The 18,016-nt window shown below is 73.2% G+C and carries 16 protein-coding genes and 1 pseudogene; 9 read left to right on the top strand and 8 right to left on the bottom strand.

Features of this window, described 5'->3' with window-relative positions; all coding sequences use genetic code 11:
* Positions 1-128 precede the first annotated feature (128 nt).
* The 4 genes from ACO1BR_RS34485 (at position 129) to ACO1BR_RS34470 (ending at position 5,088) form a co-directional block, all read left to right on the top strand.
* Complete coding sequence (locus tag ACO1BR_RS34485; protein ID WP_426799044.1) at positions 129-1,004, top strand: LysR family transcriptional regulator; 876 nt, start codon at positions 129-131, stop codon at positions 1,002-1,004.
* Positions 1,005-1,325: 321 nt separating this feature from the next.
* Positions 1,326-3,152, top strand: coding sequence for an AMP-dependent synthetase/ligase (locus ACO1BR_RS34480; RefSeq protein WP_426799043.1), 1,827 nt, complete (start codon positions 1,326-1,328; stop codon positions 3,150-3,152).
* A 156-nt stretch (positions 3,153-3,308) separates the two neighbouring features.
* Complete coding sequence (locus ACO1BR_RS34475; RefSeq protein ID WP_426799042.1) at positions 3,309-4,142, top strand: aldo/keto reductase; 834 nt, start codon at positions 3,309-3,311, stop codon at positions 4,140-4,142.
* A gap of 154 nt (positions 4,143-4,296) precedes the next feature.
* On the top strand, positions 4,297-5,088 hold the full coding sequence (locus tag ACO1BR_RS34470; RefSeq protein ID WP_426799041.1) for a VOC family protein: 792 nt from the start codon (positions 4,297-4,299) through the stop codon (positions 5,086-5,088).
* Between the two features lie 279 nt (positions 5,089-5,367).
* Here the strand turns inward: ACO1BR_RS34470 and ACO1BR_RS34465 are convergent, their stop codons facing one another.
* Positions 5,368-6,285, bottom strand: coding sequence for a class I SAM-dependent methyltransferase (locus tag ACO1BR_RS34465; RefSeq protein WP_426799040.1), 918 nt, complete (start codon positions 6,283-6,285; stop codon positions 5,368-5,370).
* 130 nt (positions 6,286-6,415) lie between these two features.
* Between ACO1BR_RS34465 and ACO1BR_RS34460 the strand changes: the two genes are divergently transcribed.
* Positions 6,416-7,459, top strand: coding sequence for a DUF1266 domain-containing protein (locus ACO1BR_RS34460; RefSeq protein WP_426799039.1), 1,044 nt, complete (start codon positions 6,416-6,418; stop codon positions 7,457-7,459).
* Between the two features lie 89 nt (positions 7,460-7,548).
* Positions 7,549-8,535: a YihY/virulence factor BrkB family protein gene (locus tag ACO1BR_RS34455; protein ID WP_426799060.1), complete on the top strand. Its 987-nt coding sequence runs from the start codon at positions 7,549-7,551 to the stop codon at positions 8,533-8,535.
* 12 nt (positions 8,536-8,547) lie between these two features.
* On the opposite strand, the gene ACO1BR_RS34450 is transcribed toward ACO1BR_RS34455, so the two are convergent.
* On the bottom strand, positions 8,548-8,859 hold the full coding sequence (locus ACO1BR_RS34450; RefSeq protein WP_426799038.1) for a 4a-hydroxytetrahydrobiopterin dehydratase: 312 nt from the start codon (positions 8,857-8,859) through the stop codon (positions 8,548-8,550).
* Between the two features lie 126 nt (positions 8,860-8,985).
* Between ACO1BR_RS34450 and ACO1BR_RS34445 the strand changes: the two genes are divergently transcribed.
* A complete protein-coding gene (locus tag ACO1BR_RS34445; RefSeq protein ID WP_426799037.1) occupies positions 8,986-9,795 on the top strand; it encodes a helix-turn-helix domain-containing protein in 810 nt (269 codons plus the stop codon).
* A gap of 54 nt (positions 9,796-9,849) precedes the next feature.
* On the opposite strand, the gene ACO1BR_RS34440 is transcribed toward ACO1BR_RS34445, so the two are convergent.
* From ACO1BR_RS34440 to ACO1BR_RS34415, 6 genes and pseudogenes are all read right to left on the bottom strand, one after another.
* Positions 9,850-10,266: a nuclear transport factor 2 family protein gene (locus ACO1BR_RS34440; RefSeq protein WP_426799036.1), complete on the bottom strand. Its 417-nt coding sequence runs from the start codon at positions 10,264-10,266 to the stop codon at positions 9,850-9,852.
* A 160-nt stretch (positions 10,267-10,426) separates the two neighbouring features.
* Positions 10,427-11,785: an amino acid permease gene (locus ACO1BR_RS34435; RefSeq protein WP_426799059.1), complete on the bottom strand. Its 1,359-nt coding sequence runs from the start codon at positions 11,783-11,785 to the stop codon at positions 10,427-10,429.
* Between the two features lie 373 nt (positions 11,786-12,158).
* Positions 12,159-12,521 (bottom strand): annotated as a pseudogene (locus tag ACO1BR_RS34430) (hypothetical protein); the annotation flags it as partial.
* A gap of 199 nt (positions 12,522-12,720) precedes the next feature.
* Positions 12,721-13,926, bottom strand: a complete 1,206-nt coding sequence (locus tag ACO1BR_RS34425) for an MBL fold metallo-hydrolase (protein ID WP_426799035.1) — start codon at positions 13,924-13,926, stop codon at positions 12,721-12,723.
* Positions 13,927-14,217: 291 nt separating this feature from the next.
* Positions 14,218-15,516, bottom strand: a complete 1,299-nt coding sequence (locus tag ACO1BR_RS34420; RefSeq protein WP_426799034.1) for an aminotransferase class I/II-fold pyridoxal phosphate-dependent enzyme — start codon at positions 15,514-15,516, stop codon at positions 14,218-14,220.
* Between the two features lie 228 nt (positions 15,517-15,744).
* Positions 15,745-16,218, bottom strand: coding sequence for an N-acetyltransferase family protein (locus tag ACO1BR_RS34415; RefSeq protein ID WP_426799033.1), 474 nt, complete (start codon positions 16,216-16,218; stop codon positions 15,745-15,747).
* A gap of 193 nt (positions 16,219-16,411) precedes the next feature.
* On the opposite strand from ACO1BR_RS34415, the gene ACO1BR_RS34410 reads away from it, so the two are divergent.
* Both ACO1BR_RS34410 and ACO1BR_RS34405 read left to right on the top strand, forming a co-directional pair.
* A complete protein-coding gene (locus tag ACO1BR_RS34410; RefSeq protein WP_426799032.1) occupies positions 16,412-17,227 on the top strand; it encodes a class I SAM-dependent methyltransferase in 816 nt (271 codons plus the stop codon).
* 163 nt (positions 17,228-17,390) lie between these two features.
* Entirely contained in the window at positions 17,391-17,744 is a 354-nt protein-coding gene (locus tag ACO1BR_RS34405) for a VOC family protein (RefSeq protein ID WP_426799031.1), read from the top strand.
* Positions 17,745-18,016 lie beyond the last annotated feature (272 nt).

Below are 18,016 nucleotides of genomic sequence, written 5' to 3'. Positions count from 1 at the left end.
GCGGGGACGGTGCCCTCCCCACACTGCCGGTCGCCGCGGCGATCGGGAACCCCTCTTACTGTGGTGACTGTCATCATGAATCGAGATGAGCGGCCCTCACGCCGTCCGGCCCGCCCCTGGAGGTCCCCGTGTTCGAGCCCGCCCAGCTGCGTACGTTCCTCGCCGTGGCGCAGACGCTGAGCTTCACCCAGGCCGCGCAGCGACTCGGGCTCCGGCAGTCGACGGTGAGCCAGCACGTGCGGAAGCTGGAGGAGGCCGCCGGGCGGCGGCTGTTCGCCCGGGACACCCATGCCGTGGAACTCACCGAGGACGGCGAGGCGATGCTCGGCTTCGCACGCACCATCCTGGAGGCCAACGAGCGGGCCACGAGCTTCTTCGCCGGGACCCGGCTGCGCGGGCGGCTCCGCTTCGGCGCCTCCGAGGACTTCGTGCTGACGCGCATGCCGGAGGTGCTCGAAGGATTCCGGCGCGACCACCCCGAGGTCGATCTGGAGCTGACCGTGGAGCTGTCCGGCACGCTGCACGAGCTGCTGGCGGCCGGCCGGCTGGACCTCGTACTGGCCAAGCGGCGGCCGGAGGAGTCGCGCGGGCGGCTGGTGTGGCGGGACCGGCTGGTGTGGGTGGGCACCGACCGGCTGCGGCTGGATCCGCAGCAGCCGGTCCCGCTGGTCGTTTTCCCGCCACCGGCGGTGACCCGGGCCCGTGCACTGGAGGCGCTGGAGCGCCAGGGCCGGGAGTGGCGGATCTCCTGCACCAGCGGCAGCCTGAACGGACTGATCGCGGCGACCCGGGCGGGCCTGGGCGTCATGGCGCACTCCCTGGGGATGCTCCCGCCCGGCCTGGTCCGGATACCGCCGCGCGTGGGGCTGCCGGAGCTGGGCGGGGTGGACTTCGTCCTGCTGCACGGGCAGCGCGCCGGCGCAGCCCGCGGTCCGGCGGAGGCCCTGGCCGAGGCGATCCTGGCGGGCGGCGACCGGCTGCACCTCCCCCAGGGTCTGCCGTAGGTCCTGCCCGACGGGCCGGCGGCGCCTTGCGCGGATCTCCAGAAGATCTCCTTCGGATCTCCCGCGGAGCGCCGCACTCCTCTCAGGGGGCGTGCCGGCACGGCGGCAGGTGCAGAGATTTGGTGCAGATCCGGTCCCGGCAGCGTGATCGTCCGGCGGCGAAACAGCCGGACGATGTCCGCGGTTACCCGAAGTAACCCGATTTCGTCGCTTGGCCGGTTCCCGCGGCGGAGCGTTCGCGACGTGGTACCGCACTCCCGCCCGCCGCCCCCGTGGGGTACGGTCGCGGCCTTGTGAGAAGCACCACGAGGAGCTGGGCAATTGCGCGAGTTCACCGTCCCGCCTTTGGCGACCGCGCCCCGGGTCGGCGGGCTGGCCGACTCCGTCTACGACAATGCCGCATCCGACCCCGACCGGACCGCTCTGGCGCGTAAGGACGCCGCGGGGCAGTGGGAGATCGTCACCGCCGCGCAGTTCCGGGACGAGGTCATGGCGCTGGCCAAGGGCCTGCTCGCGCAGGGCGTCCGGTTCGGTGACCGGGTCGGCATCATGTCCCGTACGCGCTACGAGTGGACGCTCTTCGACTACGCGCTGTGGTCCGTCGGCGCCCAGTCCGTGCCGCTGTACCCGACGTCGTCGGCCGAGCAGGTCTTCTGGATGCTGTACAACGCCGACGTCTCGGCCACGCTCGTCGAGCACGAGGACCACGCGATGACGGTCGGCTCGGTCATCGACCGGCTCCCCCAACTGCGCAAGCTCTGGCAGCTGGACCGCGATCCGGTGGCCGAACTGACCGCGGCCGGTGCGCACATCGACGACGAGGTGGTGCACCGCCACCGGATGGCCGTCACCCCGGAAGCCACCGCGACGATCATCTACACCTCCGGCACCACCGGCCGCCCCAAGGGCTGCGTCATCACGCACGCCAACTTCATGGCCGAGGCCGACAACATCGTGATGCGCTACGAGAAGGTCTTCCGCTCGAAGCCCGGCGACGAGGCCGCGACCCTGCTCTTCCTGCCACTGGCGCACGTCTTCGGGCGGATGGTGCAGGTCGCCGCGATCCGCGGCCGGGTCAAGCTGGGCCACCAGCCCGAGCTCGCCGCCCGCGCCCTGATCCCGGACCTCCAGTCGTTCCGCCCCACCTTCATCCTCGCCGTGCCGTACATCTTCGAGAAGGTCTTCGCCGCGGCCCGGCGGCGGGCGGAGGCGGACGGCAAGGTCGGCCCGTTCGACAAGGCCGTCGACATCGCGGTGCGTCACGCGGAGGCGAGGGAGCGCAAGGCGTTCGGCATCGGCTCCGGTCCGGGCGCCTCGCTGCGGATGCAGCACCAGATCTTCGACAAGCTGGTCTACAGCAAGGTCCGCGAGGCGATGGGCGGCCGGGTGCGGCACGCGATGTCCGGCGGTTCGGCCATGGAGCGGCGGCTGGGACTGTTCTTCGCCGGCGCCGGCGTACGGATCTTCGAGGGCTACGGCCTGACGGAGAGCACCGCCGCCGCCACCGCGAACCCGCCGGAGCGGACCCGCTTCGGCACCGTCGGCACGCCCGTCCCCGGCACCACCGTCCATATCGCCGAGGACGGCGAGATCTGGCTCTACGGAGGCCAGATCTTCCAGGGCTATCACAACAACCCCAAGGCGACCGACGCCGTGCTGCACGACGGCTGGTTCTCCACCGGCGACCTCGGCGCCCTGGACGAGGACGGCTATCTGACGATCACCGGCCGCAAGAAGGAAATCCTCGTCACCTCGGGCGGCAAGTCGGTCTCGCCGGTGTCCCTGGAGGAGCGCGTACGGGCGCATCCGCTGGTCGCCCAGTGCATCGTCGTCGGCAACGACCGGCCGTTCATCGCCGCGCTGGTGACACTGGACCCGGAGGCGGTCGCGCACTGGCTGGCCATGCGCGGCAAGCCGGAGATGCCGGCGAGCGACCTGGTGCGCGACCCGGATCTGGAGACCGAGATCCGGCGCGCCGTCGTCGCCGCGAACACCTCGGTCTCCCAGGCCGAGTCGATCCGCACGTTCCGGATACTGGCCAACCAGTTCACCGAGGAGCACGGCCTGCTGACGCCGTCCCTCAAGCTCAAGCGCAAGGCCATCGAGACGGCCTACTCGGTGGAGGTCGACGCGCTGTACCGGGGGTGAGCGGCGGGGCACGGAGCGGGGCCATGGGCCGCAGGGAGGGGTCCCTTACGGGATGACCCGGATTTCCGGAGCCTGTCGACATGCGCGGGAATGTCCGGGGACGGATGATCGTTGGGACCGCAGTACACGAAAGCCGACGTAAGGATCGATTCCCCCGTGAGCACGGTTCCGTCCATCACGCTCAACAACGACCTCGCGATGCCCCAGCTCGGATACGGCGTCTTTCAGATCCCCGACGACGAGGCGTTCACCGCCGTCGGGCGCGCCCTGGAGGCCGGGTACCGCAGCATCGACACCGCGGCGATCTACGGCAACGAAGAGGGCACCGGAAAGGCTCTCGCCGCCTCGGGCCTCCCCCGCGAGGAGCTGTTCCTGACGACGAAGCTGTGGAACAGTGACCAGGGTTACGACTCCACCCTCCGCGCCTTCGACGCCTCGCTGGCCAAGCTCGGCCTGGAGTACGTCGACCTGTACCTGATCCACTGGCCGCTCCCGGCCCAGGACACGTACGTCGACACGTACAAGGCGTTCGAGAAGATCTACGAGGACGGCCGCGCCAAGGCCATCGGCGTCTCCAACTTCCAGCCCGCCCACCTGGAGCGGCTGCTGGGCGAGACCTCGATCGTCCCGGCCGTCAACCAGATCGAGCTGCACCCGCAGTTCCAGCAGGCCGAGTCCCGCGCGTTCCACGCCAAGCACGGCATCGCCACCGAAGCCTGGTCGCCGCTCGGCCAGGGCAAGGACCTCCTGAAGGACCCGACCATCGCCAAGGTCGCCGAGAAGCACGGCAGGACCCCCGCCCAGGTCGTCCTGCGCTGGCATCTCCAGATCGGCAACATCGTCATCCCCAAGTCCGCCACCCCGTCGCGGATCCGGGAGAACTTCGACGTCTTCGGGTTCACGCTGGACGACGCGGACCTGGCGGCCGTCGCCGGCCTGGACTCGGGCAACCGCCTCGGCCCGGACCCGGCCACGTTCGACGTGGCGTGAGGCCCTGAGGCCGCCGCACGGCCGATGCCCCTACGGCGCCGAGTGGCGGGGTCGCCGGGCGGCGGGAAGTGTGGAAAGGGGGGCGCTCCCAGCGGGCCGGCCGTCCGGGCCGGTTGCCACTGGGCGGCCACCACTCCGCTCCGAGGAGGCACCGATGCCCGACGCCACCACTCCCTATGCTCCCGGGACACCCTGCTGGGTCGACCTCGCGGCCCCGGACCAGCAGGCCGCCATCGACTTCTACGCCGCTGTCCTCGGCTGGACCGGCGAGATCGGCCCGGCGGAGACCGGCGGTTATGCCGTGTGCCTGCTGAACGGGAAACCGGTCGCCGGCATCATGGCCGCGGTCCCCATGGGCGACCAGCCCGCGCCGCCGACCGTCTGGACCACGTATCTGTCCTCCGCCGACGCGGACGCCACCGCGCAGGCGGTGGAGTCCGCGGGCGGCGCCGTGCTCATGCCCGTCATGGACGTGATGACCCTCGGCCGGATGTGCATCGCCGCCGACCCCACCGGCGCGGTCTTCGGCGTCTGGCAGCCGGTCGACTTCCCCGGCGCGGGCGTAGTCAACGAGAGCGGCGCGCTGATCTGGAACGAGCTCAACACCAGCGACCGCTCCGCCGCCTCCGCCTTCTACCAGGCCGCCCTCGGCATCGAGACCGCCGAGATGGAAGGCGCCCCGCACTACTACTCACTCAACGTGAACGGGCACCCCGTGGGCGGTATGCAGCCGATGCCGGAGCATCTGCCCGCCGACACCCCGTCGCACTGGCTGACGTACTTCGCGGTGGCGGACGCCGACGCGGCGGTCGCCAAGGTGGCCGCGGCCGGCGGCAGCGCGATCATGGAGCCCTTCGACATGATCGCCGGCCGGATGGCCGTCGTGGCCGACCCGCAGGGCGCGGTCTTCGCGGTGATCCACCCGAAGCCGATGGCGGAGGGCTGACGGCGGCCGGACGACCGGGCCGCGCGCACGCGCCGCTCCCGCCGGGAGACCGGTCCCGTCCGGCCCACACCGCCGAGGCGGGTGATCGCGGTGCTGGTCGGCGGCTGCCCGGCGCAGAGGAGGCCAACGCGGCGTCGAAGGCGGCGAGTTACCGCTTCCGATCCACATATCTGCCTGACATGGCTCGACTTGACGAGGCGTCATCTGTAGCGGGGCGCCGCCCGACCGGATGGCATGGATCCCTACGGCCTGCGTCAGGTCCCTGGTCCCGCGGGCCGGTCACTGTGCGCGCGCCGTGTGCACCGTCTGCGCGGCGAGCAGGAAGGCGTCCGGGCGGCGGGTGATGCCGGCGGGGTCGTAGGGGTCGGCGAGCCGGGCCAGGGTGCTCAGGTCGTCCGGATCCAGCTGGTCGCCGTAGAGCTCCATGGCGCGGGTGAGATTGGCCTGGATGTAGTGGCGGGCGTCGGCGGAGAGGGGTGCCGGCAGGTCCAGCAGGAAGCTTCGGGTCCGGGGGGTGCGCAGGCCGGCGTCGGCCAGGAAGGCGGGCCAGTCCTCGATGGCGCCGGCGGTGCCGGGGAGCGCCGCGCGCATCTCGGTGAACCAGTCCTCGGCCGCCGCGTCCAGGCGCGACTGGAGCCCGGGCCGGCCGATGCCGATGTCGCGCGGCAGGAAGCGCGGCGCCAGGCCGCCCTCGGAGACGGCGAGCAGCCCGCCGGGCCGCAGATGGCCGGCGAGGGCGGCGACCGCGCCGCGTTGGTCGCCGACGTGGTGCAGCGCCCGGCTCGACCAGATGACGTCGGCGCCGCCGAGTGAGTCCAGACCGTACGGGACTTCGGCGAGGTGGGTGTGGATCCGGTCGCCGAGGCCGAGGCGCGCGGCGCGGTCCCGGGCGCGCTCCAGGAGTGCCTCGTTCGCGTCCACCGCACACACCTCGGCGGCCGGGAAGGCGCCGGCCAGCAGGCAGCTGACGACGCCCGGTCCGCTGCCGACGTCCAGGATCCGGCCGACGGTGTCCTGCCCGGCACCGGTGCCTGACGCGACATCAGGGATCAGCAGGTCCCGCAGCCACCCCGCGGCCTGCTCGTACAGCGGGGTCTGGAGGGCGGCGCCCCGTTCGAGGAGCGGGCCGAGCCGCGCCCAGTCGATGGCGGCGCCGTCCTGCGGGTGCCCGGGTACGGGGCGGTCGTGACTGCTCATGACATCGAGCCTCCGTTACGGGTCGTTGCGGGGCAAACCGCCGTCCGGCCCGGAGGTCCCCGCCAAGGCCCTGGTTACGGGCCGGCGGCGGACCACCGTAGGGTCGGGACCTGTGGGTACTCCGGGATGGATGCCGCCGACGGAAACCGAGCGGCGGCTGTACGAAGCGACGGCGCGTGGTGACTGGGACGGACAGGTCGCGGCGATCGCCGGCGAGGATCTGTATTTGGCGGTGCCGCAGCAGGGTCAGGACCCGCTCCCCGTTTACGACGACCCGGCGGCGGGCGGTAAGTGCATTCCCGTACTGACGCGCGGCATGCTGCCGCCCTGGCAGCCACAGCAGTTTTTCGACCGGGTGTCGGTCGAGGAGCTGGCGCAGGACTGGCCCAACGACCGGTGGCGGCTGGCGGTCAACCCGGGCACGCCGTTCGCCGCGTACCTCGCGGCGACACCGGCCCACCGGACCGGCTGGCTACGGGTCCGGGCGCAGTACGGGGTGCGGCCCGGCGGGCTGCTCGCCACGCACCAGGGCGCTCCGCAGCACGGCACAGTCGCCCAGGGACTGGCCTGCGGCGCGCCGCTCGCGGTGCACCACAGCGTCCCGTGGAACGAGCTGGGCACCGCGTTCCTGGACTACGCCGCGGATGCGCAGACGCTGCGCGAGCAGTGGTCGGTGACCGACCCGGCCGGCTGGCAGCAGCGCTTCGACCAGCTGCTGGGCGGGCAGTTCGTACCGGCCGACACGGAGGCGGCGCTGCGCGCCCGGCACGGCGGGACCGAGGAGGCCGAGGCCCCGTCCGGGGACGCGCCCGCGGTGCCCGAGCTGGTGGGGCGGTACGAGGAGCGGTTCCGGGCGGACGGGCTGCTGCCGGCCGGCGGCCGGGTGGTGTCGCTGACCGCGCTCGACCTCGTGCACGCCGTCGGCCTGGTGCGGTGGGGTCTGGGCGCGCGGCTGTGCGCACCGCCGCAGGCCGAGCAGGCGGTGACGCGGGTGGCCGCGCGCGCCCGTGAGGTCTACGGCTCGTGGGAGGAGTTCGCCGCGGGCTATGCGCTGGGCCGGATGCTGGCGTTCGACAACGGCTGGTTCGGGCCGCCGTACACCGAGGCGGCGCACATCCACCGGGTGCTGACCCAGGATCCGGCCTCGCCGTGGCGCTCTCTGCCGTTCCCCTGAGGGGGTAGTACGCGGCACCGTTCGCCTGACAGGGGCGGCGGGGAACCGGGATGATGCAGGATCAGTACGGCACAGAGGACGGATACGACATGGGCGGAAGCGGTATGCGCGGCGGGGCGCGCCGGTGGGCCACGACGGCGGAGCCGGCCCCGGCGGCCGACGCCGCACCGCCCGGGGCTCCGGCCCCGGCTCCGGCCGCCGCCGGGCGCCCGGCCCGCCGCCCCGCCTGGAAGCGGTACCGCACCGCGCTGCGCCGTACGCCGCTGTCCGTGTGGCACGGCGATGTGACGGACTGGGCGGCAAGCCTGACGTACTACTCGGTACTGGCACTGCTGCCGTCGGCGATCGTCACCATCTCGCTGATCGGACTCGCCGATCCGGCGGGCACCGAGCAGCTGATCAACCGGCTCAGTTCGATCGCGCCGGCCGAGTCGGGCGCGACGGTCCGCCATGCGCTGGTCGTCATGGCGCACCAGCGCACCGCCGCGTGGGTGGTGGTCGGCGGTGCGCTGGCCAGCGCGCTGTGGTCGTCGTGCAGCTATCTGGCGGTGTTCCGGCGGGCGCTGCACGCCATGCACCGGACGAAGGACGACCGGCCGCCGTGGCGGAAGGCGCCGCGGATCATCGTGACGGCGCTGCTGCTGATGGCGCTGCTGATCAGCAGTGCGGTGGCGCTGCTGGTGAGCGGTCCGGTGGCGACGGCACTGGGCCGGGGGCTGGGTCTCGGGGAGGCGGGCGAGACGACCTGGAACGTGCTCCAGTGGCCGCTGCTGCTGCTCTTGGCGACCGTGCTGGCGATGGTGCTGTTCCGGTCCGGGCCGCCGCATTCGCGCGGGGTGCGGCGGGCGGGGCCGGGCGGGGTGCTGGCGGTGCTGCTGTGGCTGGTGTCGTCGGCGGGTTTCGCGTTCTACGCCTCGTACGTGGGCACTTTCAACCGGCTCTACGGTTCGCTCGCCGGGCCCGTGGTGTTCCTGATCTGGCTGTGGTTCTCGAATCTGTCGCTGCTGTCCGGCGCCCAGTTCAACGTGGAGCTGGCGCGCGCCGGCCGGATCATCAAGCCGCGCGCGCCGAGCTGACGGCCGGGCCGGTCAGTCGGCGCCGTGCGCCGCGGCGATCTCCTCGATCCGGTGGGCCAGGCCGAAGTCGAGCGCGGTGATCCGGCCGCCGATGCTGTGCGTGTTCACCGCGACGGCGAGCCGGTTGTACCCCAGCGTCAGATCCGCGTGGTGGCCCAACTCCTCCTGGATCCGGGCGATGTGCATCACCATGACGGCTGCCGGGAGGTGGCCGCGGAAGTGGTAGCGGCGGCACAGGAGGGTGCCGTCGACGGTCCAGCCGGGCAGCTCCGCGAGCCGGTCCTGGATCTCCGTGTCGCTGAGCGGTTCCACCTGAGCTGTCATCGCACTCGCCTCCCGCAGTGTGCCGGTGCCGCCCTCCGGGTGCGGCACCTCCAGCCTGTCACGGTCGTAGCCGACACCATTGATGTTACCTCCGGTAACATCAATGGTGTCGGCTACCTTCCCCCCATGACGACTGCCACCGCGCTCGCGCCGGAATCCACGGGTGTGGGCCCCCTGTTGCGGGAATGGCGCGACCGGCGCCGGATAAGCCAGCTGGAGCTGGCGCTGCGCGCCGACTCCTCCGCCCGCCACATCAGCTTCATCGAGACCGGCCGCGCCCGGCCCAGCCAGGAGATGGTGCTGCGGCTGGCCGAGCATCTCGACGTCCCCGTACGGGAGCGCAACGCCCTGCTGATCGCGGCCGGTTACGCCCCGAGCTTCCCGGAGACCCCGCTGGACGACCCGTCGATGACCGCGCTGCGGGCGGGCCTGGAACGGATGCTCACTGGCTACGAGCCGTACCCCGCCCTGGTGGTGGACGGGACGTACCACGTACGGGCGGCGAACAACGGCATGGCCCTGCTGCTCGACGGCATCGACCCGGCCCTGCTCGAACCGCCGCTGAACGCCATGCGGATCACCCTCCACCCCGGCGGCCTGGCCCCCCGGATCCGCAACTTCCTGGAGTGGCGCGGGCATCTTCTCGACCAGATGGAGCGGCAGTTGGCGCTGCTGCGGTCCGCGCCGCTGCGCGAGCTGTACGACGAGGTGAGCGGCTACCCGCTGCCCGCGGCCGGGCGGGAGACCGCGGCGTTCGGGGAGCACCCGCCCTTCGCCCTGCCGATGGTGATCGAGCACGGCGGCCGGGTGCTGTCCTTCATCTCGACGATCGCCACCTTCAACACCCCGATGGATGTGACCGTTTCGGAACTGGCGGTGGAGACCCTCCTGCCCGCCGACCCCGAAACGGCCGCCTTCCTGCGGAACCCGGCGTGACGCGGGCCGCGGCCGCTGCCCCCGCCTGACGTCACGCCGCGTGCGCCGGGCTCCTCACATCGCCGGGACGCGGTCCAGGAATCCGAGCACCGAGCGGATCCGGCCGTCCTCCGCCAGCCGCACCACGTCGAACCCGGCGACCGGCGCCGTCCCGTCCGGCGCGACCAGCTCCCAGCCGAACCGTGCGATGTCGTGGTGGCCGTCCACCGCCCCCAGCAGCCGGAAGACGAACCCCGGGAACTGCTGGTGCGCGCCGGCGATCGCCGCCGCCAGCCCCTCGTGGCCCGCGACGTCGGCCAGCGGGTCGGTGTAGGTGGCGTCCTCGGTGAACGCCGCGGCGACCGCCTTGGCCCGCGCGCCCTCCTCGGTGGCGTTCCACGCCTCGATGTACCGCGCGCCGGCGGCGGCGTGGTCGACGGCCTGACCGGCGGTGCCCTGCTGCTCGTGCTGCGACTGCGCGTGCTGCGACATGGCGAACTCCTGGTGATATCCGGAAGAGACGTATCGGCACCGGTTCACGGGCCGGAGTGCGCCGGCCCGTGAACCGATGACCTCACTCTGCCGGTGCCGCCCGGGAGGGTCGATTACGCCCGAGGTAATCCCCCGGTGCACACCGGGACTCGGCCGGCGGCTACGCGGCCGGGCCGCTGCCGCTCGACGCCGCGGCGTCCACCAGGGACGGCGCGGCCTCCCGCGCCTCCTGCGTGTGCTCCGGCTCGTCCCGGCGCTCCGCGCGGTCCGAGCGCCGGGCGGCCATCAGCGCGTACACCAGGATGCCGGCGAAGAGGAACAGCACGCCCTGGTAGATCGCCGCGTAGCCGGCTCCGGCCACGAGCCAGAAGGTGAAGCCGAACGCGAGCACCGCGAGCGTCAGATCGCGGGCGAAGCGACCCGGGCGGACCTTGTCACGCCGGCCGCTGAGCAGGAAGTAGATCTGGGCGCCGGCCGCCAGGAGGTAGGGGACGGTGGCCGAGAAGGTGGTGATCAGCACCAGGATCTCGAAGACGCCGCCGGTGCCGAGGAAGTAGTTGATCACCGTCAGGGCGCTGGCCAGCACGGCGGCGGCCAGCACACCGAAGGTGGGCACCCCGCGCTGCTTCTTGAGGAACGCGGCCGGGAAGAGGCCGTCCTTGGCGGCGGCGTACGGGGACTGGGCGCTCATCAGGGTCCAGCCGTTGAGCGCGCCGACGATGGAGATCACGGCCGCCGCGGCGATGACCGCACCGCCCCAGTGGCCGCCGAACATCGCGTCCACCGCGTCCGAGAACGGCGCCTGGGACTTCACCAGCTTGTCGTGGGAGACGGTGCCGAAGACCGCGAGGGTGCCGAGCAGGTAGACCACGGCGGCGCCGATGGTGCCGAGGACGGTGGCCCGGCCGACGTTGCGCTCCGGGTCACGGACCTCGCCGGCGCTCATCGCGGCGGACTCCACGCCGACGTAGCTGTAGAGGAGGATGGCCGCCGCCGCGGACAGCCCGCCGAGGGTGCTGCCGCCGCCCTCGTGGAACGACCCGAGCTTGTGCGGGTCGAAGAAGAACATCCCGACGATCGCGATGAACAGCAGCGGGACGAACTTGAGGACGGTGGAGACCAGTTGGACCGCGCCGACGTAGCGGGTGCCCGCGAAGTTGGCGAGCGCCGGCAGCCACAGCGCGCCCAGGGCCACCGCGAGGTCGACGCCCTTGGACGCGTGCCCCGGGAAGAGGACGTGCACATAGCCGACGGCGGCCACCGCCAGCGCCGCGTTGCTGACCCAGGTCATGGTCCAGTACGACCAGGCGGAGAGGAACCCGGCGAAGTCGCCGAACGCCTCGCGCGCGTAGACGTAGGGGCCGCCGGTGTCCGGATGGCGCTGTGCTAGCCGCCCGAAGACCAGCGCGAGGCAGATCGCGCCGAGCGTGAGGACGCCGAAGGCGACCAGGCTGATGGTCCCGAAGGGCGCTACCGAGGCCGGCAGCAGGAAGATGCCACCGCCGATGATGTTGCCCATCACGAGGGCGGTGGCGCTGATCAGGTTCAACCGGAACGGACGGTTCGATGGAACGTCCAGGTCAGAGGCGGTAGGGGTGACCTCTACGGCAGGATCGCGGTGCATGGTGTGTGACGCGTCTCTCGTCGTGCTGACTCGCCGGGGTGCCGGCGGGGCCTATGGTCACCGGACGCCCGCACGGCTCAAAATCGCCGCGAATCCTCCTGCCCGACCCGCCCGTCAGGCGAATATCTTCGGTCTCGCCACCTGCCGGCAGGACGACCGGGGTGCGATTCCTGCGCGTTGCATCGATTTCGCCCGCACGGCCCGTGCCCGCGGCCGAGGCCCGGCCGGACTCCGATGGATCCGACCCCGCCCCCGCCGCGCGGGCCGGTCAGCGGCCTGCCCGGTCCCCGGGCTGGGCGGCATCCCGGCGGAGTCCGTCCGCCTGCCCGTCGAGGGGCAGTTGCGGGCCGTCCGCCTCGCGCAGCCGGCGGCGCAGCACCCGGTGGACTCGCTCGGCGCCGGTCAGCGGCTCGCCGTCGGGGAGCGGCGGGGTCAGTTCCACCGGCCACAGGAGGAAGGGGTGGCTCTGGGCTCCGCCGAGCCCGCCGTGCGAGCCGATCTGCTCCTCGAAGGCGTGCACCTCGCCGGTCGCCGGATCACAGGCGGAGTTGATCATGAGGTCGGCGACGTGCGGGAAGCGGTCGGTGCGGCGCACCGCGTCGGCCGCCCCGGCGCCGAACGGCGCCAGTGGCAGGGGGTGACCGCGACGGTCGACCTGACGGTACCGCTCAGCGCGGCACCCGCGGTGTGGCGCCGGCTCCGGCCGCCCCCGGCGGGCGGAGCCGGGCAACCGGCGGGCGAGACGCGGGGCGGGGAGTCGTAGCGCAGCGTCGTGGCCGGGCGTCGCACGCGCGGCCGGCGGGATCCGCCGCGTACCGCGGCCCGCCGGCTCAGGTACGGCCGGCGCCCGAGGCGACCTCGTCCAGGACGCGCGACGACCCCACCGGCAGGTCCCACAGGTCCTCGCGCGCGAGCCCGGCCGCGGCCCAGGCGGCGCGGACCCGGCGCAGCGGCTCCAACGGCGGCTCCGCGGACAGCAGGAACGTGGACCAGTGCATCGGGACCAGGCACCGCGCCCCCAGGTCCCGGCAGGCCCGTACCGCCTCCTCCGGGTCGGTGTGCACCGGCCGCAGCATCCAGCGCGGGTCGTACGCCCCGATGGGCAGCAGCGCGAGATCGATGCCCCGATGGCGGCGGCCGATCTCCTCGAACCAGTGGCCGTAACCGGTGTCCCCCGCGAAGTGGATCCGCCGCCCGTCGGGCGCGGTGAGCAGCCAACCGCCCCAGAGGGAGCGGCAGGTGTCGATCAGTGTCCGCTTGCTCCAGTGGTGCGCGGGGACGAAGTCGAAGCGTACGGACCCGCCGGGCGCAGGCAGTTCGACCGCCTCCCACCAGTCCAGGTCGGTGACCTGTGTGAAGCCGCGCCTGCGGGCCCAGGGCGCGAGCCCCGCGGGGAGCAGCAGCGGGGTGTCGCGCGGCAGCCGCTTGAGGGTCGGCGCGTCCAGGTGGTCGTAGTGGTTGTGGCTGATCACGACGGCGTCGACCGGCGGCAGATCCTCCCAGCGGACCCCTACGGGGGTGACCCGGGCCGGCGTTCCGAGGATCTTGCGGGACCAGACCGGGTCGGTCAGTACGGTCAGCCCGCCGATCCGGATGACCCAACTGGCGTGCCCGGCCCAGGTCAGCGCCATGGTCGCGGGCGTCGCGTCGGGCATCGGGCCGGGCGCGAAGGGGAGTTGCTGGATCTCCAGCAGCGCCTCGGGGGCCGGCCGCAGCTTGCCCTCGCGGGCGATCCGGGCCAGCGCCCGGACACCGGGCAGCGGCGCGGTCAGCCGGTCTGCGAAGTCCCGCGGCCAGGTGCGGGGTTCCCCCAGCGGGCGCGGCTCGGCGGGCGGCGGCGGGGCGGTGTCCGGGAGGGCCGGGGACGGGGCCGCGCCGAGGGCGGTGACGGCCTCCACGACGGCGGGGTCGGTCACGGCCGTCACCACGTCCCCGGCACTGCCGGCAGCGGGCTCTGTAACGGCGTTACGGTCGGCGTGCGGGAGCTGCTCGGTGCGGGAGGGCTCGGCGAGGGATCGCTCGGTCTGTTCGGTCATCGAGGGGCTCCATTCGGTGGGCGGAACCAAGACGGGAGCGGTCGGGAGCGGACGGCAACGGGGGCGGCGACGGGGGCGGCGACGGGTCCGGGGGCCCGGTGGGGACCCGGACCGGGCCGTCCGGGGCGTGCGAGTCGGAGGGACGCTCAGGAGTCGGTGCGGCCCCCGGCAGCCGAAGCGGCAGCGTCGGCGGCTTGCGCGGCGTCGGCGGAACCGCGGGCATCGGGGGAACCGCGGGCATCGGGGGCATCGGAGGGCACGGGCGCCGCGGCACCCGGAAGAACCGGTGACTCAGCTGTCCCCGCCCCCGTCCCCGTACGAGCCCCCGTCCGCATACGCCTCCCCCTCCGGACCGGGCATCCCACTCGCCGCGCCCACCCCGGCCACTCCCCCCAGCCCCTCCAGCAGCCGTGCGAGCGCCGCCAACTCCGCTCGCACATGCGGCAGTTGCAGCGGATCCGCGGCGTCCAGCACGCGCTGCCGGGACGCCGCGTCCGCACCGAGCAGCACGTCCGCCCCCAGCCGCACCCGCAGGGCCTCCGGAGCGTCGCCGAAGCGGTGCCCGCCACGGGCCGACCAGGGCGCCAACTCCCTTTCCAGAGCGGCTGATGCGGTGATCCCGCGGGCGGCGAGCGGTCGCCGCAGCGGCTCCAGGTCGGCGTAGAGGTGGCTCCCCGAGTGCGGCGGCCGGCAGAGCGCACCGGCTTCCGTGAGGGTGCGGTGCAGCGCCTTGGCGAGCACCCCGTACACCCGGGCGGCGGTCGCGACACGGTCCCGCACCTCGTCGGGCTCGCCGAGCGCATGGGTGACCGCGCAGGCGAGCGGCCCGGGGAGCGGGATGTGCAGCCCGGCGAGCACGGTGCGGGTCGCGTCCCGGAGGACCTCGCCCCGCCGGGTGCCGGGAAAACGGGCCAGCGCGACCGGCCAGCAGGCCGGCACCAGCGCGGCCCGCAGATCGGTCAGCACCACGACCTCACCGGGCAGCATCTCGGCGGGGCTGAGCACCACCGTGTCATGCGGGTCGTGCAGCAGGTCGCGGCGCGACTCGTCGCTGATGACCCACAGCCCCTCCTCGGCCGCGGCCTCGCACACCTCGTGCAGCTGCTCCGGCGGCGGGCAGGTGCCGGTCGGGTCGTCGGCGACGGCGAGGACCAGAATCCGCGGGGTGTCGCCGTGCATACGGGCCCGCCGCACGGTCTCCAGCAGCGCGAACGGGTCCGGCACCCCGCCCGACTCCGCCGGTACGGGCGCCAGATGCACCGGCCGTCCCAGCAGCCGGGCGGGCGGCGCGTACCACTCGGAGCAGGGGCGCGGCAGCACCACCGCGCCGTCCGTGGCGGCGTACAGGGCGAGCAGCAGCGCCGCCCCGGGAGCGGCGAGCACCCGGTCGGCCGGGGTGAACAGGCCGCGGCGCTCCCAGTAGCCGCAGGCGGCGGCGCGCAGCGGCGCGGAGCCGCCGGGGGGTTCGGGTGCGGTGCGGCCGGCGGCCGCGGAGAGGTACGCGGCGAGCTCCGGGAGGACCGGCAGGCCCACCGGCGGGTCCGGGGCCGGGTCCGGCTCCCGCTGCGGATCCGGGGCGGTCCGCTGCATCCGTACCTCCACTCCACGACGGCCGGTCGATCGTGGGCCCATCACATGATGGGCGGCCCCGACCACCTTCGCAGATCACCGGCGTGGCGGCGGGGGACGACACGTCAGCGGAGGGTGGCCACTGGTCCGGGTGGGACGCGGCGCACACGGGGGCCTGCGGCACACGGGGCCGGACGGGGCATCAGTTCGCTCATACGTACGAGATGTCGATGCCGGAGCGGGCGGGCGCTACCCGGCCGGCACCGCGCGCGCCGGCGCCTCGTACCGATGCACCTCGACCGCCTCGACCGCCTTCACCGCACCGGCCGCCCCGCCCACGGCCCACTCCTGCCGCTCGGTGCCGCACCGCACCCAGCCCCGGCGCTCATACAGGGCGACCGCCGCGGTGTTCGTGGTCTTGACCTCCAGCACGAGCCGCAGCCCGCGGGCCTCCGCCTCGACCGTCGCCAGCAGGCGCGCGCCCAGGCCGCTGCCGTGCGCACCGGGCGCCACATAGAGCCGGCTGACCTCGTTGCCGCACAGTGCGGCATGGCCGGCCACCGCACCGTCCACCTCCGCGACCCAGGCGGCCACCAGCCCGTCGGGGGTCAGCCAGCGCGCCGGGTCGGCGGGCCAGTGATGCGGATAGCCGCTGTGGGTGTGCACCTCGGCGAGCACGGCCACACAGGCGTCGAGGTCGGCGTCGTTCCGTCTCCTGATCATCCGCGCAGAAAACCACAACCCCCCGTAGCCGTCAGCCCGTTGCTCCTCTCCCTGTCCTTCCGCCGCCCACATAACGAGACGCCACTCTCGCAATACGAGACACAGGCGTACGGTGGGCACACCACGCCGACGGGCGTCCGCACCGCGGGCCGGGCCCCGTGCGTCCGCCCCGACCTACGCGAAGGAGCCGGCCATGCCGCAGGAATCCGCCGTCTACACCCACGGCCACCACGAGTCCGTACTGCGCTCCCACACCTGGCGCACCGCCGCCAACTCGGCGGGATACCTGCTGGATTCGCTGAGGCCCCACATGCGGATCCTGGACATCGGCTGCGGTCCGGGCACCATCACCGCCGACCTGGCGGCGCTGGTGCCCGACGGCCGGGTCACCGGCCTGGAGCACGCACCGGACGTCCTGGACCAGGCCCGCGCCACGGCCGCCGCCCGCGGAGTCGGGAACATCGACTTCACGGTCGGCGATGTCCACGCACTGGACTTCCCCGACGACACCTTCTGCGTGACCCACGCGCATCAAGTCCTGCAGCACGTAGGCGATCCCGTTCAGGCGCTGCGCGAGATGCGCCGCGTCACCAGGCCCGGCGGCATCGTCGCCGTCCGCGATGCGGACTACGCGACCATGACCTGGTACCCGGAGGTCGAGGGCATGGCGGACTGGCTGGACCTGTACGGCCGGGTGGCCCGCGCCAACGGGGGGATGCCGGACGGGGGACGCCGGCTGCACACCTGGGCGCTGGAGGCCGGGTTCACCCAGGACGACATCACCGCCACCGCGAGCGCCTGGTGCTACCAGACCCCCGAGGAACGGACCTGGTGGTCCGAGCTGTGGGCGGACCGCACCGTCGCCTCCTCCTACGCCCGGAACGCGGTGGACGGCGGCCACGCCACGTCGGACGACCTGGCCCGTATCGCCACGGCCTGGCGGGAGTGGGGCACCCGCGAGGACGGGTGGTTCGCCATGCTGCACGGCGAAGTCCTGTGCGGGGTCTGATCCTGTGCGGGGTCTGATCCTGTGCCGGATTTGATTGTTGTGTCGGGTCTGATCCCGTGCCGAGTCTGACGAATGATCAGTTCCGGATGCGCACCCGCGCCCTCGGAGAGTATCCGGGGGCAGGGATCGCGCACCCGCGGCCGATCCAACTAGGCTGATTCATATGGACATTCTGGGGACCTCACTTCGGGTGTGCGTCGGCGATCTCGACGCCGCGATCAACGTGTACGAACGGCTGACCGGCGCGGAGGCGATCCGCTTCCAGCGCGGCGGTGTGGCGGTCGCGGCCGTCGGCTGCTTCTTCCTCATGAGCGGCCCCGAGGCGGAGCTGTCGATTCTGCGGAAGGTCACCGCGACCATCGCCGTCAAGAACGTGGACGACGCGGTGGTCGATCTGAGGGCGGTCGGCGCCGAGATCATCGCCGGCCCGCTCCCCACCCCCATCGGCCGCAACCTGATCGCCCGTCACCCCGACGGCTCGGTCTTCGAGTACGTCGACCGCGCCCAGGACGCCTAGCGCCTGCCCGGACGTCTGGGGTCTGTCCGGACGCCTGGGGTCCGTCCGGACGCCTGGGGTCCGTCCGGACGCCTGGGGTCCGTCAACTCGGGTGTGTCCGGTGCGTCACCGCCTCTCCGGCGGCCGGACGTATTCGTGACGTATCCGCCAATCGACACACGCCGTGGTTGTGTCCGCGCGCCGCCCGGCCGCTCCCCTCAACTGCCGGACGGCGTGCGGTAACCACGGAGTCTTGCGGCTCTTCCCGTCCCGCTCGGGACACCTCACGCCAC

This window comes from Streptomyces sp. YGL11-2, assembly GCF_050054615.1.
GTDB lineage: Bacteria > Actinomycetota > Actinomycetes > Streptomycetales > Streptomycetaceae > Streptomyces.
Note: the sequence above shows the minus strand (reverse complement) of the source record. Positions and strands in the feature narration are given on the sequence as shown.